Origin of the sequence: Halovivax gelatinilyticus (genome assembly GCF_024300625.1) — an archaeon.
Lineage (GTDB): Archaea > Halobacteriota > Halobacteria > Halobacteriales > Natrialbaceae > Halovivax > Halovivax gelatinilyticus.
In genome coordinates this window covers 3,429,952-3,455,651 of sequence record NZ_CP101322.1, presented here as the reverse complement: position 1 = coordinate 3,455,651, position 25,700 = coordinate 3,429,952, and the positions used below count along the sequence as shown (strand labels likewise).

The following is a 25,700-nucleotide window of genomic DNA, read 5'->3' as shown; positions in this document are numbered from 1 at the left end:
CTGAGAGACGCGACCAGACGATTACTCGAGCCGCCAACCGAATCGATCAGACGCCGAACGTCGCGCGGAGCATGTCCCGCGTTCCGGGTCCGAGTCCGACGGCGACGACGGTCAACAACAGGAGGATCGTAAACCGCGGGCTCTCGTCGAAGACCTCCTCGTTGAACACCCAGATGATGAAGATGGCCGCGGCGACTTTCAGGATGAGAAACGGCCAGACCTCGCCGGTCGTCTGGGCGATCGATTCGGGCAAAATTTCGCCGGTGTACGTCTGGATCGCCTCGTTCAGTGGGTGTTTGGGGACGAGATCGTCGGGGAGGCCGAAGTTCGTCGCCCAGTCGAGGCCGAGGACGTTCGCGACCCCGTCGACGCTGTGTGCCCAGAGGATGGCGATACCCATGTACTGCGTTCCGGAGTTCAGTTCCGGCGCGAAACGCTGGATACCGACCCACGCGACGGCGGTTATTAGCGTTGCGCCGCCGAGCGTGACGACGGTGAACCACGGGTAGAATCCGTGCCCACCGGTGCTCGACCAGGACGCGAGTATGGCGAGCGACGCGAGCAAGAACGCCGTCCCGAATCCGGCCAGCGGATATTCGAATCGCGAAACGTAGCCCTGACGTTCGAGAACCACGGCGACGACGAGCGAGACCAGCGCGAGCAACGCGACGACGACGTAGATGATCGGGCTGATGAGCAGTGCAGACCAGGGTAACGAGAGGGCCGCCTCACCCGTCTGCCGGTTGACCGCAACGTTCGCGTCCTCGACCGTCCGGAGCGTCCCGCCGAAGAGCATGAACGGAAAGAGACCCCAGAATCCGGCACGATACCGGTCGATGTCGAGCCGTTCGATGACGAAGATGAATCCGACTAGCAAGAGTAGCAGCGTGGGTATGTACCCCGCGTACGAGATCAACGTATAGCCCGGGCTCGCCGTGGGTCCGTCTTCGGGACCCGCGTTGACGCAGTTACTCCCGGCGTTTACCTGCTCGCCGTCCGCCCACGCGACGCAGCTCCATCCGTTTGCGTCGGCGACGACAGGCCCCCAGTAGTACTGCCAGAGGAAGTCGACGTACACGCGCTGTGGAAAGAGCGTCGCGAGGAGCGCGACGACGGCGACCAGTCCGATCACGGTCGCAGCCCAGAGCCGTTCAGCCCCGTAGCGATCGACGTACGATTGCATAGTTCTCAGGCTGGAGTGCGTTCGGTTATCGTTTCCGGTTCACGGTAAGGCCGGTCACCGAGCACGAACGTCTACTGGACCAGGATTGGTCGATCGAATCGCGACCTCTCACGATTCGATCGCACGCGCCGCGGCGAGTGCCTCCTCGTGGATCGACCCGTTCGACGCGACCAGGCCCGCGCTGGTGTGATCCCACGGCTCGCCGTCCAGATCAGTGACGGTTCCGCCTGCGGCGCTGACGAGCGCGGCGCCGGCGACGGTGTCCCACGGGGGCGCGGAAACGTTGGCGATGGTCGCGTCGAGCGCGCCCGAAGCCACCATCGAGAGTTCGGCCTGGGCGCACCCGACACGGCGGAGATCGCCAAAGCGATGGACGATCTCCGCACAGGCCCGGGCGTACTCGTCACGTCGGTCTCGATCCCACCAGAGTCCCGGACTAACGGTACAGATGTGCGGATCATCTCGGTCACTCACCGAGAGTGGGGTTCCGTTCAATCGTGGATCGTCGCCGACGACGTACGCGTCGCCGAGAATCGGAAAGACGACGGCGGCGGCGAGCGGGTCGCCGTCGGAGACGACCGCGACGGCGGTCGCGAACGTCGGAACGCCGCGAACGAAGTTCGCCGTCCCGTCGATCGGGTCGACGATCCACGCCCGGCCGCTCGCTGGCACCTCCTTCGGCAGGTCACCCTCTTCGCCGACGATCACATCCTCGGGTGCGACCGTTCGGATCCGCTCGACCACGGCTCGTTGTGCGTCACGATCGATCCGTGTGACGAGATCCGTCTTCGACGCTTTCGTCTCCACGTCGAACTCGGTTCGAAACGCGTTCTCGGCGACGCTCGCGCCGTCCTTGGCCGCTTCGAGCGCGTGGGTTTCGAGCGTATCGGGCGTGGAGTCGTCCATACCGCTTCGTGAACCTGGAGCGGATAAGTGGTGTCGATCGATTTCGTCTGCCGTTGAAATCTAACAATCGAACCGATCGAAACCCCACAGCAACGGCTCACAAACGCTGTTCGATCACGCAGAAGTGTTGCGAGGGAAGATCCCGCGTAGGACCTTCTGCATTTTTCGTTCGGCGCGTCTTTGCGCCTCACTACGATGCGAGGGGAGGGAATCGAACCACGTGGGGACGGTCCTGCTCGCTTCGCTGTGCGGGCTGCGACTCCTCTGATTCGATCCCTCGATCGCATACATGCCTCTCACCGTCGTTCGAGTCAGTATGCGAGGGGAGGGAATCGAACCCACGAACTCCTACGAGAGCGGATCTTGAGTCCGCCGCCGTTGGCCGCTTGGCTACCCTCGCACGCATTTTCGAATACGTGCGGTCGGTTTGAATACCCTGCGATTCCGTTTACCCGTTGCTGCTCTGCAGTCCGTTCATCTCGCCTGCCGTGTACACGCTGCTGAAAGGGCTGGTTGATCGGGGTTACCGCACACGCAGTCGCGTTTCACCGCAGTTTGGACACCGATATCCGCCCGAAACCTGTGCGTACATGCGCCCTCCACAGCGGTCACACCGGCCGCGTGGATACTCCATACCGTTCTAATCGGAACCGAGGCGGGTAAACGGGTGGGTACACGTGTGCAGGGTGGCGTACCCGAATCGACGCCATCCCGAACCGGCTCACCGCAGGTACCACCGAACCGTGGCCGTCGGTTCCTGGCGAAGCGGGCCCTTTTCCATCCGGTCATCGTACGTCCCGTATGGACGATCACACCCGGGATCCGACGGTCGGGTCGCCTCGAGGGAATCCGACCGGGTGGAACGCAGACGCCGACCGCTGGGAACACGCGACCCTTCGGCGAGCGCTCTCTCACGGCGTCAGGCTCTTCAACGACGGTGCGTACCACGAATCACACGACTGCTTCGAGGCGGAGTGGTACAATTACGGCCGAGGCTCGACCGAGAGCGCGTTCTTACACGGGATGGTCCAGATCGCCGCGGGAGTGTACAAACGAATCGATTTCGAGAGCGACGTCGGCCTCTATCGCCTCTTCGAGACCGCCTTGCAGTACCTCGCAACCGTTCCATCGGATTTCTACGGCCTCGACGTCGACGACGTTCGACGCGTCGCCGAGGCCGCCCTCTCCGACCCCTCTGTCGTCGACGACTGGCGGTTGACCATAGACGGCGCGCAACCGACCGCCCGTCCCGCCGAGTACGACTACGCCGCGTCGCTCGAGTGAGTCCAGCGATCGGGATCCATCACTAGCGTTTCTCGGTCGTCGATCGGCCGAAGAAAAATCGTCATCGGCAACAAACGCTATAAGCTGCACGTCCGATTTCTGCACGTACTACTCATGGTCGAAGTCGACGTACAGATTCTCGCCGGTGTTGCCGTCACGATCTTCCTCGCTCTCCTGTTCTTCGCGACCATCGTCCTCTGGGATGTCGCACTCGCACTTCGCGGCGTCGCGGATAAGGTCGATAAACTCGAGGATACACTCGACGACAATCTAACCGAGATACATCACGCGATCGATGGGACGGGCGGTCCTGGTGGTGGAACGCAACTCCACCTGAGCGGCGGTGGAACCACGATCAGCTCCGGCCCGACTCCCGCACAGACGGCACCCGGCCCACACCCCCACGCATCGACGCAGTCGAACGACTCACGAACGGACCCCCAATCGACAACCGAATCAGGTACGAACCCCCAATCGACGACGGCTGCACACAGCACCCAGGAAACGCCCGAGACATCTACCGACGCGGCCGAGACGGTAGCCGACGAGTCTCCCTCATCCGACTCGGCGGAGTCTGACGAGACTGAGCCCTCTCGGTCGCGCGCATCGATGGGTGCCGATCCGACGCCCGTACGCGGACCGGACGCCGCTCGCCGTCACGACTCGACCGACCCGAACCCGAATCGCGGTCGATTCGTCACGTCGCCGGATCGAACGCCGTGGTACGCGACGCCGCTCGATGGGGACGCGATCTCGGAGGCGACGTCCGTCATCGCCGGCGAACTCGAGGCCGGTGACGTCGTCGACGAGTCCACGGACGACGGCGAACCAACGACCGAGCCTAGCCGAGAACCGATCGTTCTCGGCGGGCAGACGAGCGATGACGGGCCCACGGACGAGTCCAATCAACCCGGGGAATCGACGAGCGATAACGTCGATGCGTCCGAGAAACCGGCGGACGACGCCGTCACGGACGGTGATGACGACGCGACGGCGACGCGCGGAACCCTGAACGACGATATCGACGACGAGTCGGCGTCGTTGTTCGACGATCTGACGCGCGAGGACCTCTCGACGGTCGCCGACTCGGTCGACGAGCCACCCGAGGCTGACGAGCTGACGGCCGCGGAACTCTTCGAAGCGCTGCTCGAAGACCTCGGACTCGCTGACCTCAGAACCAGAGTCGACGAACTGGCCGACGGAGAGTTGGGCGGAGATGCCGGCCCGGTCGATACTGAGGTCGCATCGAACGACGGCGACGCGAGCTCAGAAGTCCCTCACGACGGCGACCACTCCGGCAGTGAACTCACGGACGAGGACAGCAGTGACGGATCAGAAACCGAGATCACGGACGAAATCGGTGACGGACCCGACACCGAGAGCGCGGCCCACACCGGTGACGGCTCCGACGCCGTTGAAACGAACGAGGAAACTGGTGACCAGACCGATGCCGTCGAATCGAACGAGGACGACGGTGTCGAACAGCCATCCGAGGCTGGTGCGCTCGCAGTTTCTGACGAAGATGCGATCGAATCGGACGAGACAATTGAGGACTCCCTCGAACCGGATGAAGCGGAGATAGAGGACGATTCGATGGACGACGCGTCCCTCGAAGACGGCGTGGCCTTTACGTTCGAGGAGTTTTCGGCCGAGGAACCGCCGGCACCCGAAGTGTCGATCGACGACGCCGTCCGGTCGATCAACGACGAGGAACCGACGCTGGAACGGTCGACCCACGACGTCTCCGCTCGCGCAACCGCTGACGACGATGGCGTCGTCCTCACGTACGAACTAGAAGGAAAGGAGACGACCGATTCGACGAATCGATTGCTCCGTTATCAGCTCCAGAGCTTCGCCGACCAGTCGGACGCGTCGGTCGACGTCTCCGTCTCCGGCACTCGCGTCGTCGTCGAGATCGAGGGGGCTGACGCCGCCGACGTGTCGCAGTGGCAGCGAGCCGTCGTCGAGGTCATCGATCGGACGTATTACCTCTCCGATACCAGCGAGTAGACGCCGGAAAATCGAATCCGAGTGTTTTTGTCGAATCGGTGCTCCATCACCGGTGTGCGTATCGAGAACAGTTTCATCCCGGTTCGCGGCGTGGGCGAGACGACCGAACGTAGCCTCTGGGCGAACGGCGTCACCCACTGGGAGGATTTTTCCGGCGATCACGTCGGTCCGAAGACGGCAGAACGCATCGAGACGTATATCGAGACGGCGACGAAGCACCTCGAAAACGAGTCGTTCGAATTCTTCGCCGAATCGGTCCCATCACGCCACCAGTGGCGGCTCTTCGAGAACGCCGGTGTCAATACCTGTTATCTGGACATCGAGACGACGGGTCTCGATCGCGATCGCCACGACGTGACGACCGTCTCATTCTATCACGACGGTTCGACCGACACGCTCGTCAGGGGCCAGGATCTCTCCGGTGAAACGTTGCGGCAGGCGCTCTCTGAAGCGTCGTTGCTCGTCACGTTCAACGGTCGCCGCTTCGACGTCCCGTTTCTCGAAGCGAACTTCGACGTCGACGTCTCGATTCCCCATCTGGACCTCTACTATCCGTGCCGCTCGCTCGATCTCACGGGCGGGCTCAAACGGATCGAGCGCGAAATCGGGATCGCAAGGGACGAACCCGACATTAGCGGACGCGATGCCGTCAGACTCTGGCACCAGTACGAACGGGGAGACGAACACGCCCTGGATACGTTGATCCGGTACAATCAGGCGGACACGGAGAACCTGGCACAACTCACGACGCACGTCACGAGCCGACTCCACGAGACCGTGTTCGAGTCGGCGTGCAACGGCGACGAATAGGCCCGGTCGGTCCACTCACCACCCGTCGGAGAATATTCGATCGCTCCCGATTTCGTACTGTTGTTCCTTTGCGCCGTGACGATTTACAGCGCGGTTGTATCGATGCTACGGCTGTACCAGTTCTGGGATGATCTACCGTAGAAATTCCGAGCGATGACCGGCTAATTGCAGTGTCCCGGCGTGTACACGCGGCGGCCGGTTCGGCGTTGCCAATCTGGCGTTGACGACACGTCTTAGATCCGATGTTCACGTGGCGTCTTCGATAGACACGGTTTGCTCACTCGTGATAGTGATCTCGTAGCCACAGTAGACGAGAGTGACGGTGCCTTCAGTTCGCGGCGTTCCGTCTTCACACGGTGCGAAGAGAGCGTCTATTGCTTCCGGATCACAGACGGTGTAGAGCGGTTCGTATTGCGGCGGTTCGATCTCCGTCGGATCGACGTTTTCTCGGTTTGCAACAGCCTCTATGATGGCGAAACTCACCGGTTTGTCCGCGCCGCAGGATCGATCCACTGAGAGCGACATTGCGTTGACTCTATTTGCAATAGATTATAAAACCTCCGAATTTACGTTACGATTGATCGATAAATTTGTATATATTTGATTGTTTGTCTTCTATCTTGGAGAATATATTCAGACACAATTGAAATTCGATCTCCTCCCGATATTTATGCCAGGACAATACCCGATATCGGCACCGAACCGATCTACTGGTCGAGCGCGAGGGTGAGGCCGAACGACCGATTGACTTCAAGAAACAGCCCACCGATTGTTGTCGCTGCTCACGAGTTGTTCGCAGCAGAAAGCCAGGGGTGGAGATTGTGAACCACGGTCGCACGACCTCGCTTCGCTCGGCTGCGTGCTCCCTGATTCAAATCCCACGTACGGTTTCAGCTGCTCACGAGTTGTTCGCAGCAGAAAGCCAGGGGTGGGATTTGAACCCACGAAGTCTCGATTACAAGTCGAGTGCATGAACCGCCCATGCTCCCCTGGCGCATTCGGACGTAGTCAGTCGACCTTTGAAGGTGTATCGTTTTGGTCGCGATCGTCGAGCCGGCGATCCAGGGTAAGGCGTCGGGGCTCGTAGCCGATCCGTCGGTAGAACCGGCGGGCTGATTCGTTGCCCGCGAGCACTTCGAGCTGGCACACTGACGCCCCTCGATCGGCCAGTTCCGCCTCGGCTGCCTCTAGCAACTGGCGACCGATCCCGCGATTGCGGACCTGCGGATCGACCCACAGGTTGGAAACGGTTCCTCGTTCGTCGGTGAGGTCGAAACTGCCCCGCTCGATGGCGAACGAGACGAAACCCGCGATCTCGTCGTCGATCTTGGCGACGAGTAATCCGTCCGTTATGAGGTGTCCGCTTAACACCTCTCGAACGACGGACCGGTTCGATTCGACCTGGACGTACGATCCGTGTACACGCTGTTCGTCAGCCAATTGTAGCCAGCACTCGATCAACCGATCCAGCTCGTCGGCGCGAGCTGGCTCAACGACCGGCTGTGGACTCGTTGACATTGTCGAGTGCATCGACGGCGGGAAGCGATTCACCGGTCAGCAGCGTCAGTGCGGCGCCTCCGCCCGTGCTCACGTGAGTGAACCCGTCGACGCCGAGCGATCGGAGCGCCGAGGCGGTATCGCCGCCGCCGACGATACTCGTATCGACGTCGGTCGCCGCGGCGAACAGTTCTCGCGTTCCGCGTTCGAACGCCTCCTCCTCGAAGACGCCGGCCGGTCCGTTCAGGATGACCGTATTAGATTCCTCGAAGTGACCGACGTAGGCTTCGATCGTTCGTTCGCCGACGTCCATCGCCAGGTGGCCGTCAGCGGGCAGCTCCGATCGTTCGAGTTCAACTCTCTCGCCCTCTCGCTCGATCGCGACGTCTCTCGGGAGTTCGATTCGGTCGCCGTACGCCGCTAACAGGTCGGCTGCCCGATCGATCTCGTCCCAGTAGCCCTGATCGTAGACGAAATCCGAACTCGCGTCGCCGAGGTTGACTCCGCTCGCACTGAGAAAGACGTTACCGACGAGTCCGACGGTCAACACGCGATCGGCCAACCCCGTTTCGAGGACGTTTTCGGCGACGTCGATCGAATCGGAGACTTTCGCTCCGCCGAGGACGTACGTTCGCGGCGTCGGGGTCGATTCGACGTCGCCGAGGACGTCGAGTTCGCGTTCCATCACGCGACCCGCGTAACTCGGGAGGACTTCGGCGAATCCGACCAGCGAGGGCTGGGACCGGTGGGCTGCGGCGAACGCGTCGTTGACGAACGCGTCGAGGACCGGGGCGAGGCGAGTGACGAGGTGGGTTTGGGCCGCTCGAGACGGCTCGAATTCCATGTACTCTTCGCTGTAAAACCGGGTGTTTTCGAGAACGAGACACTCGCCGTCGTCGAGCGATCGGATGGCGGACCTGGCCGATTCGCCGTGGGTCTCGTCGACGTACTCGACGGCATGTGAGAGAATTTCTGCGAACCGCTCGGCGTGTGGTTCGAGCGTCGTGAACTGGTCCCCACCGGGACGGCCCTGGTGGGCGAGAACGGCGACACGGGCGCCGCGATCGAGCAACGTTTCGAGGGTCTCTACGTGCGCGCGAAGGCGAGAATCGTCGACCAACGTGTCGTCCTCGACCGGGCTGTTACAGTCGATACGCACCCCGACGGTCGTCCCCCGGGCGTCGATATCGTCGAGCGTCTCGATCATTACCCGGGAGTCCACTGGCGACCCCGAAAGGTCTTTCCATCGCTTCAGCACCCCGGAAACGCCGAACGGAGCGCCTTCAGACCGATCGACAGTCCGTACAGACGAGTTGGCCGTTCGTCTCGAACAGTGAATCGGCGAGCGATCCGCAGGTCTCACAGATGCTCTGACTCGAGTACTCCGTCCCACTGTTCGACCGCTGTTGAGACTCCTCGACGGAGGCGTTCGGCGCGACGGTGAGTTCAGACCCTTCGGAGACCGTCGTTCCGGGGAACGATCCGGCGGCTGCGATGACGTCGCGCTGGGTCAGAATGCCGACGATACCCGCTTCGTCGGTCACGACGAGATTTCGAATGTTGTCTCGCGCCATGATGTCGGCGGCGTCTGTCAGCGATCGATCCGGCTCGATCGTGATGACGGGGCTCGACATCACCGCTCCGATTTCGACATTCGCCGGATCTCGCTCGTCGGCGACCACGCCGAGTACGTCCCACTCGGTCATGATCCCGACCGGTTGCTGTCCGCGTACGACGAGCACCGATCCCGCTCGCTCGGTTCGCATCAGTTCGACCGCCCCGTGTACACTGTCGGATTCGCTCACGCCAACGTATGCTTTCGTCAAAACATCCCTGACCGACAGGTCCGATTCCATGTTAATTCGTAATACGCAGTCGCCCTAAAACCTAGCCCCGGTACGTTTTTGGCCACACGATGTGTAGTAGTTCGGATAGCGTACACTCAGTTTTCGAGCCGATTTTCGTTAGTCGTGAGACACCGGGGCGTCTTCTACGCCGACGTCGACGAGCGAGCCGTTCTCCCGACAGCGTTCGAGCGCGTGTTTGGCAGCCATCCCGGCCGTCTGGGCGCACGCACCCCGTCCCACTCCCACGCGGAGGTCGACGTCGACGGTGGAACGAACGTGTTCGATCGCGTCTACGTACTCGGATCGATCGAGTGACGGACACGCGGCGATGATGTTGTCGCCGCCGACGAAGAACGAGAGACTGTCGTACTCGGTTCGCATGTATCGCATGAGCGATGCGTAGCCCTGTTCGATCTCGATGAAACTGTCGTAGGCGTTCAGTGCGTCCGTGTACTCGCCGGTCGCGTCCACGACGTCGAAGTGAGCGATCTGGACGTCCGCGTCGGTTCGATCTCTGTCGTCGACGGTGTCACCGCCGAGGATCTCTCGTCGCGTTTCGTCCTGTGCGCTGCCGGCGTTCTGGACGACGGCGGTCGCCTCCTCGAGCGCGAGGACCGGCGTCGACCCGACTCCGAGGCCGAGACTGAGTGTCACCGGATATCGGTTACCGATCGATTCTTGAAGGAGTTCGTGGTCGGTCGTATCGAGGCCGTTGGTCACGGCGACCATGTTGTCGAAGCGGGTGAAGAAGACGTAGCCGCCCCTGGCGCCGACGAACTGCGAGATGTCCGCGTACAGACGCGATTGCAACGTCTGGAGGTCCGCTTCACGCCTCGGTTCGGGTGTGACCGTCCACGGTCCGTAGTTGTCGATTTGAACGAGCGTTACCTGCGTGTTCGTCACGGTAGCTGAGCAGAGTTTCTGCCGTCGTATAAGTGATACGTAATCCAGATTCGTGATCGAAGCGTCTCCGGTCCCAGCGGGTGAACGCGATCCGGGCGCTTCAGGCCGATTTCTTCTCCGGCGACGAGCCTTTGGGGTGATACTCCCAGAAGTCGCCGGCGCGCATTGCGTCGCCGACGGCCTGGTGCATGTCGGTGATGGTCTCGAATTCGGTCGGCTCGACGTACTCGAAGATGTCGGCGAGTGAGACGACGCGCTGGTAATTGACCCGGATGGGATCGTCACCGTACTCCTCGACGAACTCATCGCCCGAGAGCGGGAAGTCCTCCTCTTCGTCGACTTTCTTCGCGATAACGGCCATGTCGTACTTCCGTCGCCCCTCGCTTCCGTCCTCGCCGTCGGGGTCGTGCGGCCAGTCCATATCGAATCTCTCGACGGTGGACGCAAAAACGTTGCCTTCGCGCTCGCGGTACTCGAGTAACCGCTGAAATCGCGGACTGGTCTGTTACTTTTCGGAGATCGCTTCGTGTTGTGCGGCGAGTTCGGCGAGTAGTTCCTCGCGGTGTTCATCGAGCAGCGGCGCTCGCCCGCGCGGTTTCGGATTCGTCTTCGACATTTTGATGGCGCTCCCGGCGATGTCGACCGTCTCACCCGCTCCCGGCTGATCGACCTCGTATAACATCTCTCGCTCGTGAACGTGTGGGTCGCCGAAGATCGCGTCCGTGTCCTGGACGGGGGCGACCGGGACCGATCCTTCGAGTCGGTCGACGACGTCGTCGGTCGTGTGCGTTGCCATCCACTCGGTGAGTTCGGCGTGAATCTCCTCGCGGTGTTCGAGGCGGTCCGCCGGTCGCGGGTAGGCGTCGGCGAGGTCGGGTCGGTCGATCCCGTCACAAAGCGCTCGCCAGTGGTTCGTCCCGAAGGCGGAGACGACGACGTAGCCGTCCGCGACCGCGAACGCGTTGTATGGAAAGAGCGTGGGGTGGGCGTTCCCACAGCGCGTCGGCGGCGAGCCCTGATAGGACTGGAGGTAGATGGCACGTTCGGTCATACTGAGCATCGAGTCGTACATCGCAGTGTCCACGTACTGCCCCTCGCCGGTTCGCTCTCGGTGGTGGAGCGCGCCGAGGATGCCGATGCAGTTTAGCGTCGCGGTGAACAGATCGCCGATGCCCGGTCCCACTTTCATCGGCGGACCGTCTTCGGCACCGGTGATCTCCATCACGCCGCCGAGCGCCTGGGCGATGATGTCGAACGACGGTTGCCCCTGTCTGTCCGTTTCGCCGGTCCGTGGATCACCGAACCCGCGAATCGAGGCGTAGATCAGTTCGGGATTTCTCTCGGCGAGCGTCTCGTAGGCGAGGTCGAACGATTCCATCGTTCCGACGCGGTAATTCTCGACGACGACGTCCGCCGTTTCGACCAGTTCCAGAAACGTCTCCCGGTCGTCGTCGGCCCCGAGGTCGAGTTCGATGCTTCGTTTCCCCCGATTGACGCTCTGGAAGTAGCCGCCGTACGGCTCGGCCTCCGGATCGTCGAGGTGCGGGGGACTCGAGCGGATGAGGTCGCCGCCCGGTCGTTCGACTTTGACGACGTCCGCGCCCATGTCGGCGAGAAGCATCGTGCAGTACGGACCGGCCAGAACCTGTGTCAGATCGACGACGCGCACGTCCGAGAGTGCTCCCATATGGTGGCGAGTTACGTGATGATCGGGATAATCCTTACTACCGGTGAGCGAACTCGATTCGGAATCCGGGAGATCACCATCTCGGATTCTCCGGTCCCGCTCTAGCAGCTCTAGTTTCTGCCTGTCGATCCGTACGTCCTCCCTTCGCATTGAATGGCATATTAGGTCTTTTATCATGATAAACCATTATGTTTAAGCGGGGTTCTATCATGGTTTGTCATTCATGGCACCTACTGTCGTTCTCGGGGTCATCGGCTCCGACGCACACGTCGTCGGCGTGACGATACTCGAACGCGCGCTGATCGCCGACGGGTTCGACGTCGTGAACCTCGGCGTCCAGACGACGCAGGCCGAATTCGTCGAAGCTGCGTCCGACCGCGACGCGGAGGCGATCCTGGTCTCGTCGCTGTACGGCCACGCAGAACAAGATTGCGCCGGCTTTCACGACCGACTCGACGCTGCCGACGTCGACGTGGTGACGTACATCGGAGGCAACCTCTCGGTCGGGCAGAACGACTTCGATCGGACGCGAACGACGTTCGAAGCACTCGGGTTCGATCGGGTCTTCGACGCGGAAACGGATCCATCGGAGGCGATTCGTTCGCTCCGACTCGACCTCGCCGTTCAAACGACCGAATCCGATCGGCTCACGGTGCGCTCGTGAGTGGACCGATGGTACGCGACGAGACGCTATCACGGGAGGAACTGCACCGAATCGACGAGGAAGTGCGATCCACCTGGCCGACAGGCGCGGAGATCGACGTCGAAGACGCGCTCGCCTTTCACGACGCGTTACCCGCCGAGAAGCACTTTGCGACCGTGCTCGAGTCGGCAGACCGGCCGCTCTTACAACCGCGAGCCGGCGTCGCCTGTCTCGACGATCAGATCGAGTTACTGCAATACCTTCGCGAGACCGGCGGCGCTGATCTGCTCCCGACGACGATCGACTCGTACACGCGTGACAACGAATATCGGAACGCCCAGGAGGGGCTCGAACGCGCACGAAAATCGGATTCGAACGCGCTGAACGGGTTTCCGGCCGTCAATCACGGCGTCGAGAGCTGTCGGCGGTTGATCGAATCCGTCGAGGGACCGATCGAGGTTCGACACGGCACGCCCGACGCGCGCCTGCTCGCTGCGATCGCGTTCGCCAGCGGATTCCAGAGCTTCGAGGGCGGGCCCATCTCCTACACCATTCCGTACACCAACCGTCACGATCTCTCGACGACGATCGAGTACTGGCAGTACGTCGACCGGTTGGCTGGTCTCTACACGGCCCAGGGCGTCCGGATCAATCGAGAACCGTTCGGTCCGCTCACCGGAACGCTCGTCCCGCCATCGATCGCGATCGCGATCATGATCGTCGAGGGGTTACTCGCGGCGACCCAGGGCGTCCGCTCGCTGACGCTCGGCTACGGCCAGATCGGAAACGTCGTCCAGGACGTCGCGGCGTTAGGGGCCCTTCGAACCCTCGGCGAAGAATATCTCCCCGATTCAGTTCGCGTGACGACCGTCTTTCACGAGTGGATGGGCGGATTCCCGCCGGACGAGGCGCGAGCGAGCGGCGTCATCGGCCTCGGAGGCGTCACCGCGGCCATCGCGAAACCGGACAAGGTGATCACCAAATCACCCCAGGAGTTCACGGGCGTTCCGACGAAGGAGGCGAACGCGGCCGGGGTACGGACGACGAGACAGCTCCTCGATATGGCGATCGAACAGGCGATCGATCTGAACGGCGTCGAAGACGAGCAGGCGCTGATCGAACGCGAGACGCGGTGTCTGCTGGACGCCGTGTTCGACCTCGGCGACGGCGACGTCGCTGTCGGGACCGTACGGGCTTTCGAAACGGGGGCGCTCGACGTGCCGTTCGCGCCCAGTGACTGTGCGAAGGGAGCGGTGCTTCCCGCGCGAGACGACGACGGCCGGGTCAGACTGTTCGACGCCGGGAATCTCGCGCTCGACCCCGAGATCATCGAGATCCACGCGGCACGACTCGAACGACGCGGCGAGGTCGAAAACCGAGCACCGTCGTTTCGCATGGTCGCCGACGACGTGGACGCGATCAGTAACGGCACGCTCATCGGACGGCCCGCCGAGACGGGTGGAGGTGGTCTGCGGTGATCGTCGAATCGATCACCGCAACCCCCGGCGTCTCCGGGTTTTTCGTCGACGACCAGCGGGCGATCACGGCCGGGGCACAACGAGACGGATTCGCCTATCGCGGCGAGCCGGTGACGCCCGGATTCGACCGGATCCGACAGCCAGGTACCTCGCTCGTCGTGACGATCGAGTGTTCGGACGGCACCAGTCTTAGGGGTGACTGCGTGACCGTCCAGTACAGTGGTGCCGGCGGGCGGGATCCGGTGTTCGACCCGACGGCCCAGCGCTCGACGGTCGAAGACGAACTCGGACCGCGATTGCTCGGACGCGATCTGGAAGCGTTCGCCTCGAACGTCGAACTCGTCGAATCAGTCAGCGTCGATGATCGTCAACTTCACTCGGCGGTTCGGTACGGCGTCTCGCAGGCCCTCTGTGCTGGCGCCGCCCGCGCTCGACGGACGACGATGACCGACGTCCTCGCCGCCCACGTCGGTTCCGATCCGGCGACGGTGCCGATCCCAGTTTTCGGCCAGTCGGGAGCCAATCGCTATACGAACGCAGAAAAGATGATTCTCGCCGGCGTTCCGGTGCTTCCACACGGATTGTTCAACGCCCGTACGGTGTTCGGCAACCGTGGTGAGGGGCTTCGAACCTATCTCGAGTGGCTCGCCGATCGAATCGACGACCTCGGGGCCGACGACTACGAACCGACGATTCACGTCGATATCTACGGGCTACTCGGCTCCTGTTTCGGATCACCGTACGACAGATCGTCGGTCGTCAAGTTCGTCGCTTCGCTAGAGGCGGCGGCCCGGCCGTACGACCTGCAGCTCGAGGGTCCGATGGATGCGGGCGGTCGCGCCGAACAGATACGCGCGATGGCCGAACTCGGGGACGGACTCGCGTCGGCCGGCGTCGACGTCGACCTGGTGGCCGACGAGTGGTGTAACACCGAAGCCGACGTCCGCGCGTTCGTCGACGCGGGCGCGGCCGATCTGGTGCAAGTGAAGACCCCGGACCTCGGGGGCGTCCACCGAAGCGCGTCGGCGGTTCGATACTGCGACGGAACGGAGACCAGGGCGTACCTCGGCGGGACGTGCAACGAGACCGAAACGTCGGCCCGAGTGAGCGCACACGTTGCGCTCGCGACGGAACCCGCACAGATTCTCGCGAAACCAGGGATGGGCGTTACGGCGGGGTACGCGGTCGTCGAAAACGAGATGCGACGGACGATAGCCAGGCGCGAGACACGTCGTCTGGAGGCCGTGTCGGATGATTGAGTGGACCGATCCGTCGGTCTTCGAAGCGGCGATACGAGAGGTGGAGACGCTCGAGAAGGGCAATTTCGCCGAGGCGTTTTCGGAGGGCGATCGGATCGAACACGAACCTGGTCTGCGACTGTCCCGCTGGGGAAACGAGGCGTGGATGAGTCAGACGCTCAATCACGACCCCGCCTACTGGCGGACGGCGGGTTCGACGATGCACGACGCCGACGCACCGCCGATCCATCCGGACTACCTGTTGGCGACGACCCTCGGCGCGACGGTCGAGGATTTGAGCGAGAAAGGAGGCTACTTTCTCGGACGGACCGACGTACGATTTCCGGGCCACCCGGTCGAACTGGGCACCGAACTGACCGTCGCGAGCGAGGTCCGCTCGGTCGAGCGCTCCCGATCGAGACCGGAGTACGCGATCGTCACCTGGCGGACGAACGGCCGTGACGCCGCGACGGACGAGTTGCTGTGCTCGTACGAACGGACGAACATGATTCCCCGCCGGCCTGACGCTGCCGATGTCGCCACCGAGGAGGCGTCCGACGAGCTGGATGCGGATTCGAGCGGCGACGAACGACAGGAACCGGATGCGGGTGACGGATCCGCCGATCTCGAATCGGCGTCGAAATCACCGTCACTCGGTCCCTTCGTCACACCCGCTGGTCCCTACTTCGAGGACTTCGTTGCGGCCGTCGGCGAGGCCGCATCTACGGACGGAACCGTCGCGTATCAACACGAGCGCGGGCGAACGCTCGACGACGTCACGGTCACGTCGCTCCCCCTCGCGACGCTGAACACGGCGAAACAGCACCACAACGCGGACGCGATGGCCGAGACTCCGTCAGGCGGTGTCGTCGCCTACGGCGACGTGACTCGATCGATCGCACTCGCCCACGCGCGTTCTGACGAAGTGACCCTCCGCGAAGTGGGATACGAGGACGAGTCATTTCACACGTTCGTCAGGCCGGGTGACACCATCTACACGTTCACACGTGTCCTCGACGTCGGGCCGACGCTTGGTGCAGACGTGCTCGACTCGACTGTGGATGGCCCGCCGCTCGATGCGGTGATCGAGTCCGCTTCGGTCGATGCGGACGAACGTGAACCTGACGCCCGCCGGGAACGACGTGGAGACGACGCGGCCGTCGCCGGCGTCGTTCGATTCCAGCACATCGCGTACAATCAACGCGATCGGCCGGTCTACTCCGGCAGCCGAACGGCACTCATCGCCACGCGACGCGACGAACGGACGCGAACGATTCATCAATAATCATGATTGAACCACGCACACGACTCTGTCGCAGTTTCCAGACCGCACCGGCCGCCGTCGCGAAGGCTGACACGGCGAAGTACCTCCGCTCCGGACTCACGTCCGAGGGATTCGAAGCACCCGACTGGCTCGTCCCCGACTTCGAGGACGGAACGGCCCCAGGGATGAAAGCGGAGGCGGTGGAAAACGCGGTAGAACTGGTCGCTGATACCTCGTTCAGCGGCGAGATCTGGCCCCGCGTCGAGTGGAGTTACGCACGATCGGCACTCCGGGATCGCGGGCGCGATCAGATCGATACCCTCGTTCGCGAACTGGCCGACGAAATCGACGGCGTCGTCGTTCCGAAACTCGGCGGTCTGGAGGACTTCGAACGCGTCGACGCGATCCTGTCCGAACTCGAATCTCGCTACGGGGTTCCCGAGGGGTCGGTCGATCTCGCGATCATCCTCGAAACCGCACGAGCGCGCACGTCGCTGAGAGAAATCGCCGGGCGCGGGTCCGATACCCGGCTTTCGGCCATCGTGTTCGGACCCGTCGACTACACCGCCGAACTGGGCGGGCGCGATCTCGGCGACGGCCGACCGTCGTGGTCGGGATTGCTCGAATCGCTCTCGAACGAAACCAGCGCGAACGGATTGATCGGAATCGGGGGCCCGTTCGACGAACTGTACGTGACCAGAGCCGGCGTGGGCGCGTACAACGCCGACGGCTACGCGTCCCAGATCGAACGCGAGGCCCATCTCGGACTCGATGGCTCCTGGTCGTTGCACCCGAAACAGACGATACAGGCGAATCACGTTCACATGCCGACTCCGTCAGAACTCGAGATGGCACTCTCGCGAATCGAACGAGCGAACGCGGCCATCGCCGAGGGAACCGGGGCCGTCGCCATCGACGGCCGGATGATCGACGAGGCCACCCTCAAAAACTACCGAAACACGATCAGAACCGTCCAGTCGATCGACGCGCGACACCCCGAGCAATCGACCACGCGATACGACGACCCGCTGATCGACCGCGCTCGAACGATCGATGTCGATGGGTCCGACGGGTAGCAACGTCGCTCCGACTCGTCCACTCGAGTGTCGTCATCTCGCCGGCCGGTCGATAGTTTTACTATCCGGAGTTGAGTATCCAGGGTTCGAGTTGAGTACTACGTATGCCGGCCGAACTCGGGCGACGATGTGTACGTTGTGATCGGGAGCCAGGCTACAACCGGGCCGTTATCGACCTCGTGTCGGGCGAGGAGATCGGCGCGCTCTGTCGCAATTGTGAACTCGATTCGCTCCCAGACGCGGGCGTGTTCGAACGTGGATCGGCCGACGGTGGTTGTGGCTGTCCCGGTTGTGACCGCGATGCACTCGTTTCGGTTCCGCGGTGGCTCCCGGAAACGACCGTCTCCGACGGAACGATCGAATCGCGCGTCGACTACGACCTGGACGACCGGCCGATCGCCCTCTGTGACGAACACTTCGACGACCTCGTCTCGGGGACGTCCGTGCTCTCTACGAGAACGCCCGCCGCGTCAGAACATCGTTAGGGCAGGGGTAGCCAACTCGGTTTGGTACCCTCCTGAGTCGGATCGCTACCGTATGCGATCGGTTTTTCGCGGCGCCCTAGTCGATGGCGTGTCTGTTCGATCGGTCTCGCCGTTACGGTTGCTCGCGACCGTGTGCGTTACAACGATCGTAGAAGACGGTGGGGATGGGATTTGAACCCATGAGGCGTGATGCCACCTGCTTTCAAGGCAGGCGCGTTAGGCCGCTCTGCCACCCCACCGCACGTCGTGATACCCGGTCGCCCCAAAAAGCATTGTCGGTCCGCGCTCACGAACGCGAGAGGGAACGCCCGTCGTGAGTGGTCACTTCGAGGTCAGAAACGACGCGGGCCGTTTCCGTCGGAATGGGCTTGGAAGCGCTTCGTCGCGCCTGGATCGTCGCGATCGTCGCGGCGAGTCCGACCTCGGTGTCGATCGTCGCCACCGCAGGCGCAAATCCGACGCCCAGGCCCGCTTCGCTCGCGCGCCTGGCGACCGACGCAACCGCCGGCGGCCGGTACGCGTCGGTGAAGTCGATCGGTTCGCTGAACGCAGACAGGTAGAGTCCGCCGACGCCGTTCGATCCGAGGATGACCTCGTTGCGCCGGGCCGACATGGCGACACCGTCGATCTCCGGTCGACGAACGAGCGGCGCCGTCGGGCTGAGGATACCGACGCTCGACGCGTCTTCGCGCGTCAGAATGTGGGTGACGGTGTTGCCGATCCGTGCAGACCGGTTCGACCCGACTTGCGGTTCGAATCGAACGGCGTCGGGGTCGTCGAGTCCGTCAGAGACGAACGACCGCGCGGCTGCCGCTCCGTCTCTCCCGTCGACGTCGCTCGCGCGCCCGCGATAGTTGACGAGAACGGATCCACCGCTCGACTCGGCGCTGCAGATCACGTCGGTAACGGCGGCCGCGTACAGTTCGTTCGCTTCGGCCGGCTCCAGCGCGCTCTCATCGACAAGCGTCGTAAGCGGCTCACTCCCGAGGTCGATCGGAACGACGACGATCATACGGGCACTGCGACCCAGACGGACTTTAGCGGGACGGTTCGTGCCCCTCGGGTAGCGATCGACCGACCGTCGACCTGACCGGTCACAGCCCAGGCGACCGCCGCTGGTCAGCCTCCGGTCGAATTAAGAGGGATCCACCGGTAACTGCCCGTATGAATCTTCGACGACTCGGAGGCGCGTTGGGCGTCCTCACCGTCTTCGGTTTCGTTGCCATCGGCCTGTTCGCACTCCTCACCGAGAACGTCTTCGGGGAACCGGCGGGCAATTTCTCGACGCCGACCGTCGCGTCACTCGCCTTCGCGGCGGTCGTGATCGGCGTTCTCGTCGCGATCGGCTCGCGGTCGGGCAGGACCCTCGAGACGCCGTACTGGTAACTCGATCGAACTCGCGAGACACCCGTTCACCGTTCGCGACGACCCTTCGTTTGCCGGTAATCGGAGGCCATTATCTCGGCGAACGCGTGGACCCACTCGTCCCGTTCGTCCTCGCTCGCGGTTGCCGGATCGCACATCGGGACGAGTTCGAATCCGCGCCCGCGAATCGGAGTGGCGTGTACGTCGTCGATGCGTAACGAGTCCGGTGAACGCGTCGTGTACGCGGCGCCGATCAGTGACAGCGCGCGCTGTCCGACGGGAATCAGCAGTTCCGGGTTGATCATCCTGATCTCGGCGTCGAGGTAGGGCTCGCACGCGTCGATCTCGTCGTCGCTCGGCGGTCGGTCGGGGTGTCGACACCGCGTGAGATGCGTCAGGTAGACGTCGACCAGCCGGGGCGTCGCTGGATCGCTCGTTAGATCGCAGAGGCCGAGTCGGGCGAGCATCCTGGCGAGTGCAGAGAACTCGTCGCCGGCGAACGGGACGCCCGTTCGGTCTGCGACCTCGCTCGGCTCGGAACCGATGACGAGGAAATCCGCCGCGACATCGCCGTAGCCGTGGACCACGTGCGTCCGGGTGTCACACAGCTCGGGACAGTTGCGACAGGCCTCGTCCATCCCGAACGGGTTCGATCGCGTCTGGGGTTCCATCGTCCGTGTGTCTGTCGGCAGCACAAAAAAGCGCCTCGGGCCGTCGGTCAGATTGCACGTACGCGACGTGCGATGAGGTTTCGTTCGAGTCCTGAATCAGGGACTTCGATCGAGTCCGCCTCGCTCTTTGACTTCCAGGATAAATTTGACGTTGCGGACGACGTCCTCCGGCGTCGTTTCTTCGTCGGGATCGAAGAGATCGCTCGTCCGATAGAGGATGTTCGCGAGCTGTTTGCGCTCGCTCGAGTCGTCGCGGATCTCGTCTGCGATTTCCCGTAATACTCGAACGCGTTCCGGGTCGGGGTCGAACGCTTCGGTCACGTTTATTCAGCGCTCCGGTGTCGGTTGGGTGGACGTCGTCGAATCGGCGATCGCACGCCGATGGACGATACCGACGTTGTCGGCGACGGTGTCGGTCGCCCGGCGGAACGCCTCGGCGGTCTCGCCGTCTTCGAGGACGATCGGCCGTCCGGAATCTCCGCCCACACGGACGGTCGGATCGAGCGGAATCGATCCGATAAACGGCATTTCGTGGGTCTCGGCGAACGCTTCGCCGCCGCCGGAGCCGAAGATGTCGTGTTCGCCGCCGCAGTCGGGACAGGCGAACGTCGCCATGTTCTCTAGAATGCCGAGAACGACCGTTTCGTGTTTTCCGAACATCTCGAGGCCCTTGCGAGCGTCGTCGAGCGCGACGTCCTGGGGTGTGGTGACGATCACGGCACCCGTGACGGGCATCGTCTGGAGCATCGTCAACTGTGTATCACCGGTGCCGGGCGGAAGGTCGACGACGAGGTAGTCGAGGTGGCCCCACTCGACGTCCTCGGTTAGTTGCGTAATCACTTTGTGAACCATCGGTCCCCGCCAGATGACCGGATCGTCCGTGCCCGTGAGAAACGCCATGCTCATCAGCTTGACGCCGTACTTCTCGGGGGGGACGAGCGTCTCCTCTTCGGTCGCCATCGGCGGTTCGTCGGCGTCGACCATCCGTGGGACGTTCGGCCCGTAGATGTCCGCGTCGAAGAGCCCGACCCGCGCACCAAGCTGGGAGAGTCCCGCCGCGAGGTTCACCGCCACCGTCGACTTGCCGACGCCACCCTTCCCGGAGGCGACGGCGATGACGTTCTTGACGTTCGGAAGTACCGTATCGTCGGCGACCTGGTCGTCACGTCCGGGAACGCTCGCGGAGAGGTCGACCTCGTAGCCGTCGGTCGCGAGCGCCTGGCGGACCGCCCCGGCGAGTTGCGTTTCGGCCGGCGAGTAAGGTGCGCCGAGTGCAAGATCTACGCGTACGGTATCCTCGTCGACGGTGACGTCGTTTACGAGACCGAGCGAGACGATATCGTCGCCGAGGGTCGGGTCGTCGATCCCGGCGAGCCGTTCGCGTACCGCATCCTCGTCCATACGGTAGGTGCGGGTTGCGCGGTCGAAAAGCGTTGTGTTCGACGCAGCGTCCGACGCCGGTTCCGACTGGGTCCGATGAGAGTACCCGAAACTGCTTTTGCCAGAACGGACGACGCCTACCGTATGATAGACGAGACGGCCGAAGAGATCCGCGAAATGCAAACGCACAGCTCCTCGGCGGTCGCGATACGAGCGACCCGCGCGCTAGAGGAACTGTTAATGCGCGAGTACACGACGGTCGAGGAGTTCCACACCGCCGTCGACCAGAACGCGACGGTCCTGCGCCGGGCGAACCCCTCACACGCGTCGTTACAGAACGCGCTCCGAAAGGTCGTCGACGACGTCACCGAATCGGACGCGGCCGACGTCGAGGAGGCGAAGTCCATCGCCAGCGCCATCATCCAGGACGTCGCCACCCGCGTCGAGTCCGGAAAGCGTCGCGCGGCGGAGAACGCCGCCGACTACCTCGCGGGCGACGCGACGCTCATGACCCACGATTACTCAACGACGATCCTCGAAGCGCTCGAGATCGCGACCGCCGAGGGAGCGAGCTTCGATCTCTACGTGACGGAAGCCCGGCCGCGCTACATCGGTCGGAAGGCGGCCCGCGCCTTCTCCGCGATCGATGGCGTCGACGTCACCCTGATCACGGACGCCGCAGGCGGGTACCACCTGACCGAGTGCGATCGGCTCGTCGTCGGGATGGACTGCATCGTCGACGACGTCCTCTACAACCGGGTCGGGACGTTTCCGCTCGCCGCCGCGGCGACCCAGCTCGACGTCCCGGTCACCGTTCTCGGCGCGGCGTCGAAACTCATCACCCAGGGATTCGTGTTCGAAAACGAGTTCCGCGCGAGTAGCGAGGTGATGCTCGAACCCGCGAGCGAATTCGCCATCTCGAATCCGGCCTACGACGCGACGCCGGTCGCGTTGATCGAGAACGTGATCACGGACGAAGGCGAAAAGCGGTTCTGACTGCCAGCCGACCGAATACGGCGCCGTTGTCGACTGTCCACTGAACGAATACGGCCCTTCGGGCGTACGAGCGTACAATCAGGCGTTGATCGACCACCTTCTATCCCCACTGGCGTGGTTTGGGCCGTATGCGACTCGTTCAACTGTACATCCCACGCGGTGAGCGACCGTCCATCCTGGCCTCGCTCGACGCGGAAGGGGTCGAGTACGGACTCACCGAGGAGACTAGCGAGGGCGCGTTCGAGGCGATTGCCTCGATCCCCGTCCCGGTCGATTCGGTCGATTCGCTCCTCTCTCGGCTCAGAGACGGTGGGCTCCACGAGGACGTGCGCATCGTCGTCGTCGGGGTCGAAGCGGCCGTCTCCGGGGGGCCAGAACGCGAGCAAGTGCCGGCGGGCGGAACCAGGTTGTCGCGGGACGAACTGCGGTCGCGGGCGATCGACCTCGCGCCGGCCACGTCGACGTTTCTCGCGCTGCTCGTCCTGAGTAGCGTGATCGCGACCGCCGGCCTGCTGACGAACTCGGCGGCGACGATCATCGGGGCGATGGTGGTCGCACCGCTGATGGGCCCGGCGCTGGCTGCGAGCGTGGGCGTCGTCGTGCACGACGAAACGCTCGCCTCTCGCGGGGTGTTCCTACAGGCCGGAGGATTGGCGGTGACCGTCGCGACGGCGGCGATCATCGGCTGGGTGTTGCGGGGTACGGTCTTGCTTCCCCCTGGACTCGACATCACGACGATTCCCGAAGTCGACGAGCGAATCTCTCCGACGCTTCTCTCGCTGTTTCTCGCACTCGGTTCCGGGGCTGCAGCCGTCGTCAGTCTGACCAGAAACGTCGGAACGGTGCTCGTCGGCGTGGCGATCGCCGTCGCGCTCGTCCCGCCGGCGGCGACGGCGGGGCTCGGAATCGCATGGGGACACACCACGGTCGTGCTCACGTCGGGGACGCTCGTGCTGGTGAACTTACTCGCGATCAATCTCACCGCGTTGGTCTTGCTCTGGGCGCTGGGGTATCGTCCGCACGAGATCGACCACGTCGATCGAGCGATTCGACGACTCGCCTCCAGATCTGCGGTTATCGTCGTCGCGATTGCGCTACTCACTATCGTTCTCGCGGGCGTCACCGTTGGGACGTACCAGACGGCGTCGGTGACCCACGATATCGACGAGGAACTCGAAGCGATGAACGCCGATCCGGCGTTCGAGGCGTACGTCTTTCACGACGTCGGCGTCGAGTACGATCTCCACGACGTTTACACCGACCGACCGGGTGAAGTAACCGTCCTCGTCGAGCGCCCGCCTGGTGAAGGGGCTCCGGACGATTTCGCTGACACCGTTAGAGAACGGTTAGAGGCGGCGACGGGGACGGATCTGGTGGTCGCCGTCGAACTGGTCGATACGCAGCGAAGCGGCGAGGGTGACCCGTGACCGGCTCTCTTCGACCGTATTCGGCCATCAGCATGGGGATGAGACGGTCCGACGGCCGTAAGTGGCCGCTACCCGGAAGTACATATTGCTATAAAAAGCTAGAAAATAAGTTAATCGGGGAGAATGTCGTGATGAATGGTCGATTATTGGGTCACAAAATTTATTTTGCTACTCTCCCTGTGGTCTCCAATGATCGACCGCTCCCGCCCAGTTTCGACGGGTAAAGTTCGGATTACTTCCCGCTCCGTCGGCCAACCCCGTCCATTCGCGGGTGATCTCCAGTGAGTTCGTCGAGTCAGTTCGCCGGGATCGGCGTCGGCGTCGTCGGCCTCGGCGGTATGGGTCAGTTACACGCCTCGACGGTGCAAGAGCTCGGGGGTAACGTCGTTGCGGGGGCGGACATTTCGGCCGACGCGAGAAACGCGTTTAGTGCGACGTTCGACGCGGCCTGCTACGAACATCACGACCAGCTCATCGCCGATGACGCGGTACAAGCGGTTATCGTGACGACGCCCAATCGCTTCCACGAACCGATAACCATCGCCGCCCTTGAGGAAGGGTGTCACGTACTCGTCGAAAAGCCCCTCGCTCACTCGCTGGACAGCGCGCGGCGAATCGCCGACGCGGCCCACCGATCTGACACGACCTGCATGGTCGGATTTCACAATCGCCACGCCGGTTCGGCACAGCTGTTCGATGCACAACGAGCGGCCGATCGCTTCGGCGACGTCCGCCACGTCGAGGCGAACTATGTCAGGCGACGTGGCATCCCTGGTACCGGTTCCTGGTTTACGGATCCCTCGCTCGCTGGCGGTGGTGCGCTGATCGACATCGGCGTCCACGCGCTAGATCTCGCGCTCTACGCGATGGGGTTTCCGGAGGTGATCGAGGTCTCGGGGACGACCCGAACCGGATTCGGCAACCGCGAGACGTACGCCGACCCCGACGGGTTCGGCTCCGTCTCCGATGGTGGGCTCTCAGAGGTCGAAGATTCCGTCACCGCGTTCGTACGGTGTGAGGGCGGTCGGACGATCTCGTTAGAGGCCGCCTGGGCGTCGAATCGTGAACCGTCGATGGATCTCTACGTCCGCGGCGAAGGGGCCGGCGCACACTTCGAGATCGGCGACTCTGACTGTCGGATACTGGACACTGGCGTCGCGGGCATCGACCACTACGAAGACGTCATCCTCTCGGGAGACTCGTCGGTGGCCGGCTATCGCGTTCAGGACGAGCAATTTCTATCGTGCGTCGCTAACGGGGCCGCGCCCGAGACGAACACGATAGCGGAGGCGCTCTGCGTCCAGCGGGTAATCGACGCCATCTACGAGTCAGCCGCACAGAACCGCGCGATCGAACTCGAATCGTACCAGCACCAGACGTCGACGCGTCAGACGCCCCACGCCCGGCTCTAAACCGGTCCGATCAGTCATTGATCTCGTCCGGCGAGAACAGCAATGGTGTCGAACGGCTCGCGACGGAGGAGTAGTGAAATATTCTCGATCGGAGAACGGTTGACGTCGTTCGAGACTGTCGGTGATGGAACGACGGCT

26 protein-coding genes and 3 tRNA genes are annotated in these 25,700 nt (G+C 63.1%); 13 read left to right on the top strand and 16 right to left on the bottom strand.

Features of this window, described 5'->3' with window-relative positions; all coding sequences use genetic code 11:
* Positions 1 to 46 precede the first annotated feature (46 nt).
* The 3 genes from NKH31_RS16435 to NKH31_RS16425 all read right to left on the bottom strand — a co-directional run bounded on the left by NKH31_RS16435 (position 47) and on the right by NKH31_RS16425 (position 2,489).
* Positions 47 to 1,183 carry a DUF63 family protein gene (locus NKH31_RS16435; protein ID WP_254862868.1) on the bottom strand — a complete coding sequence of 379 codons (1,137 nt, stop codon included), beginning with the start codon at positions 1,181 to 1,183 and terminating at the stop codon, positions 47 to 49.
* A 108-nt stretch (positions 1,184 to 1,291) separates the two neighbouring features.
* Positions 1,292 to 2,089: an inositol monophosphatase family protein gene (locus NKH31_RS16430; RefSeq protein WP_254862867.1), complete on the bottom strand. Its 798-nt coding sequence runs from the start codon at positions 2,087 to 2,089 to the stop codon at positions 1,292 to 1,294.
* Positions 2,090 to 2,406: 317 nt separating this feature from the next.
* A tRNA-Leu gene (locus NKH31_RS16425) sits at positions 2,407 to 2,489 on the bottom strand.
* 401 nt (positions 2,490 to 2,890) lie between these two features.
* Between NKH31_RS16425 and NKH31_RS16420 the strand changes: the two genes are divergently transcribed.
* From NKH31_RS16420 to NKH31_RS16410, 3 genes are all read left to right on the top strand, one after another.
* Positions 2,891 to 3,373, top strand: a complete 483-nt coding sequence (locus NKH31_RS16420; protein ID WP_254862866.1) for a DUF309 domain-containing protein — start codon at positions 2,891 to 2,893, stop codon at positions 3,371 to 3,373.
* A 114-nt stretch (positions 3,374 to 3,487) separates the two neighbouring features.
* On the top strand, positions 3,488 to 5,383 hold the full coding sequence (locus tag NKH31_RS16415; protein ID WP_254862865.1) for a putative sodium/potassium/calcium exchanger: 1,896 nt from the start codon (positions 3,488 to 3,490) through the stop codon (positions 5,381 to 5,383).
* A 54-nt stretch (positions 5,384 to 5,437) separates the two neighbouring features.
* The gene (locus NKH31_RS16410) at positions 5,438 to 6,193 is read left to right on the top strand and encodes a ribonuclease H-like domain-containing protein (protein WP_254862864.1); all 756 of its coding nucleotides are present in this window, start codon (positions 5,438 to 5,440) and stop codon (positions 6,191 to 6,193) included.
* Positions 6,194 to 6,439: 246 nt separating this feature from the next.
* Here the strand turns inward: NKH31_RS16410 and NKH31_RS16405 are convergent, their stop codons facing one another.
* From NKH31_RS16405 to mct, 8 genes are all read right to left on the bottom strand, one after another.
* Complete coding sequence (locus NKH31_RS16405; protein WP_254862863.1) at positions 6,440 to 6,718, bottom strand: HalOD1 output domain-containing protein; 279 nt, start codon at positions 6,716 to 6,718, stop codon at positions 6,440 to 6,442.
* A 395-nt stretch (positions 6,719 to 7,113) separates the two neighbouring features.
* A tRNA-Thr gene (locus NKH31_RS16400) sits at positions 7,114 to 7,187 on the bottom strand.
* Positions 7,188 to 7,201: 14 nt separating this feature from the next.
* Positions 7,202 to 7,711 carry a GNAT family N-acetyltransferase gene (locus tag NKH31_RS16395; protein WP_254862862.1) on the bottom strand — a complete coding sequence of 170 codons (510 nt, stop codon included), beginning with the start codon at positions 7,709 to 7,711 and terminating at the stop codon, positions 7,202 to 7,204.
* Positions 7,683 to 8,897, bottom strand: a complete 1,215-nt coding sequence (locus NKH31_RS16390; RefSeq protein ID WP_254862861.1) for a phosphoglycerate kinase — start codon at positions 8,895 to 8,897, stop codon at positions 7,683 to 7,685. Before NKH31_RS16390 ends, NKH31_RS16395 begins: the two co-directional genes overlap by 29 nt.
* A 76-nt stretch (positions 8,898 to 8,973) precedes the next feature.
* Positions 8,974 to 9,546 (bottom strand): CBS domain-containing protein, encoded by a 573-nt coding sequence (locus NKH31_RS16385; protein ID WP_254862860.1) that lies wholly within the window; start codon positions 9,544 to 9,546, stop codon positions 8,974 to 8,976.
* Positions 9,547 to 9,654: 108 nt separating this feature from the next.
* The gene (locus tag NKH31_RS16380; RefSeq protein ID WP_254862859.1) at positions 9,655 to 10,440 is read right to left on the bottom strand and encodes a GTP cyclohydrolase III; all 786 of its coding nucleotides are present in this window, start codon (positions 10,438 to 10,440) and stop codon (positions 9,655 to 9,657) included.
* A gap of 100 nt (positions 10,441 to 10,540) precedes the next feature.
* Positions 10,541 to 10,861 (bottom strand): DUF5785 family protein, encoded by a 321-nt coding sequence (locus NKH31_RS16375; RefSeq protein WP_254862858.1) that lies wholly within the window; start codon positions 10,859 to 10,861, stop codon positions 10,541 to 10,543.
* An 84-nt stretch (positions 10,862 to 10,945) separates the two neighbouring features.
* Positions 10,946 to 12,127, bottom strand: coding sequence for a succinyl-CoA:mesaconate CoA-transferase (gene mct / locus NKH31_RS16370; RefSeq protein WP_254862857.1), 1,182 nt, complete (start codon positions 12,125 to 12,127; stop codon positions 10,946 to 10,948).
* 223 nt (positions 12,128 to 12,350) lie between these two features.
* Here mct and glmS point away from each other — a divergent pair, with 223 nt between their 5' ends.
* From glmS to NKH31_RS16340, 6 genes are all read left to right on the top strand, one after another.
* Positions 12,351 to 12,791 (top strand): methylaspartate mutase subunit S, encoded by a 441-nt coding sequence (gene glmS, locus NKH31_RS16365; protein WP_254862856.1) that lies wholly within the window; start codon positions 12,351 to 12,353, stop codon positions 12,789 to 12,791.
* Positions 12,792 to 12,799: 8 nt separating this feature from the next.
* Complete coding sequence (locus tag NKH31_RS16360) at positions 12,800 to 14,248, top strand: methylaspartate mutase subunit E (protein ID WP_254862855.1); 1,449 nt, start codon at positions 12,800 to 12,802, stop codon at positions 14,246 to 14,248.
* Positions 14,245 to 15,507, top strand: coding sequence for a methylaspartate ammonia-lyase (locus NKH31_RS16355; protein WP_254862854.1), 1,263 nt, complete (start codon positions 14,245 to 14,247; stop codon positions 15,505 to 15,507). The genes NKH31_RS16360 and NKH31_RS16355 overlap by 4 nt, the downstream gene beginning before the upstream one ends.
* Positions 15,500 to 16,771, top strand: coding sequence for an acyl dehydratase (locus NKH31_RS16350; protein ID WP_254862853.1), 1,272 nt, complete (start codon positions 15,500 to 15,502; stop codon positions 16,769 to 16,771). The genes NKH31_RS16355 and NKH31_RS16350 overlap by 8 nt, the downstream gene beginning before the upstream one ends.
* Before the next feature lie 2 nt (positions 16,772 to 16,773).
* The gene (citE, locus tag NKH31_RS16345; protein WP_254862852.1) at positions 16,774 to 17,826 is read left to right on the top strand and encodes an L-malyl-CoA/beta-methylmalyl-CoA lyase; all 1,053 of its coding nucleotides are present in this window, start codon (positions 16,774 to 16,776) and stop codon (positions 17,824 to 17,826) included.
* Between the two features lie 104 nt (positions 17,827 to 17,930).
* A complete protein-coding gene (locus tag NKH31_RS16340) occupies positions 17,931 to 18,311 on the top strand; it encodes a hypothetical protein (RefSeq protein WP_254862851.1) in 381 nt (126 codons plus the stop codon).
* Positions 18,312 to 18,467: 156 nt separating this feature from the next.
* Here NKH31_RS16340 and NKH31_RS16335 read toward each other — a convergent pair.
* Together NKH31_RS16335 and NKH31_RS16330 are read right to left on the bottom strand one after the other, a co-directional pair.
* Positions 18,468 to 18,550, bottom strand: a tRNA-Ser gene (locus tag NKH31_RS16335).
* A 47-nt stretch (positions 18,551 to 18,597) separates the two neighbouring features.
* Positions 18,598 to 19,323, bottom strand: coding sequence for a hypothetical protein (locus NKH31_RS16330; RefSeq protein ID WP_254862850.1), 726 nt, complete (start codon positions 19,321 to 19,323; stop codon positions 18,598 to 18,600).
* A 152-nt stretch (positions 19,324 to 19,475) separates the two neighbouring features.
* On the opposite strand from NKH31_RS16330, the gene NKH31_RS16325 reads away from it, so the two are divergent.
* The gene (locus NKH31_RS16325) at positions 19,476 to 19,697 is read left to right on the top strand and encodes a hypothetical protein (RefSeq protein WP_254862849.1); all 222 of its coding nucleotides are present in this window, start codon (positions 19,476 to 19,478) and stop codon (positions 19,695 to 19,697) included.
* 26 nt (positions 19,698 to 19,723) lie between these two features.
* Here NKH31_RS16325 and NKH31_RS16320 read toward each other — a convergent pair whose 3' ends face one another.
* The 3 genes from NKH31_RS16320 to NKH31_RS16310 all read right to left on the bottom strand — a co-directional run bounded on the left by NKH31_RS16320 (position 19,724) and on the right by NKH31_RS16310 (position 21,748).
* Positions 19,724 to 20,314 (bottom strand): uracil-DNA glycosylase, encoded by a 591-nt coding sequence (locus tag NKH31_RS16320; RefSeq protein WP_254864833.1) that lies wholly within the window; start codon positions 20,312 to 20,314, stop codon positions 19,724 to 19,726.
* Between the two features lie 129 nt (positions 20,315 to 20,443).
* On the bottom strand, positions 20,444 to 20,668 hold the full coding sequence (locus tag NKH31_RS16315) for a DUF7976 family protein (RefSeq protein ID WP_254862848.1): 225 nt from the start codon (positions 20,666 to 20,668) through the stop codon (positions 20,444 to 20,446).
* Positions 20,669 to 20,674: 6 nt separating this feature from the next.
* Positions 20,675 to 21,748 carry an Mrp/NBP35 family ATP-binding protein gene (locus NKH31_RS16310; protein ID WP_254862847.1) on the bottom strand — a complete coding sequence of 358 codons (1,074 nt, stop codon included), beginning with the start codon at positions 21,746 to 21,748 and terminating at the stop codon, positions 20,675 to 20,677.
* A gap of 123 nt (positions 21,749 to 21,871) precedes the next feature.
* Between NKH31_RS16310 and NKH31_RS16305 the strand changes: the two genes are divergently transcribed.
* The 3 genes from NKH31_RS16305 (at position 21,872) to NKH31_RS16295 (ending at position 25,562) form a co-directional block, all read left to right on the top strand.
* Positions 21,872 to 22,723 carry an eIF2B alpha/beta/delta subunit family protein gene (locus tag NKH31_RS16305; RefSeq protein WP_254862846.1) on the top strand — a complete coding sequence of 284 codons (852 nt, stop codon included), beginning with the start codon at positions 21,872 to 21,874 and terminating at the stop codon, positions 22,721 to 22,723.
* Positions 22,724 to 22,851: 128 nt separating this feature from the next.
* Complete coding sequence (locus NKH31_RS16300; protein WP_254862845.1) at positions 22,852 to 24,150, top strand: TIGR00341 family protein; 1,299 nt, start codon at positions 22,852 to 22,854, stop codon at positions 24,148 to 24,150.
* A 281-nt stretch (positions 24,151 to 24,431) separates the two neighbouring features.
* On the top strand, positions 24,432 to 25,562 hold the full coding sequence (locus NKH31_RS16295) for a Gfo/Idh/MocA family protein (protein WP_256547900.1): 1,131 nt from the start codon (positions 24,432 to 24,434) through the stop codon (positions 25,560 to 25,562).
* Positions 25,563 to 25,700: the final 138 nt, after the last annotated feature.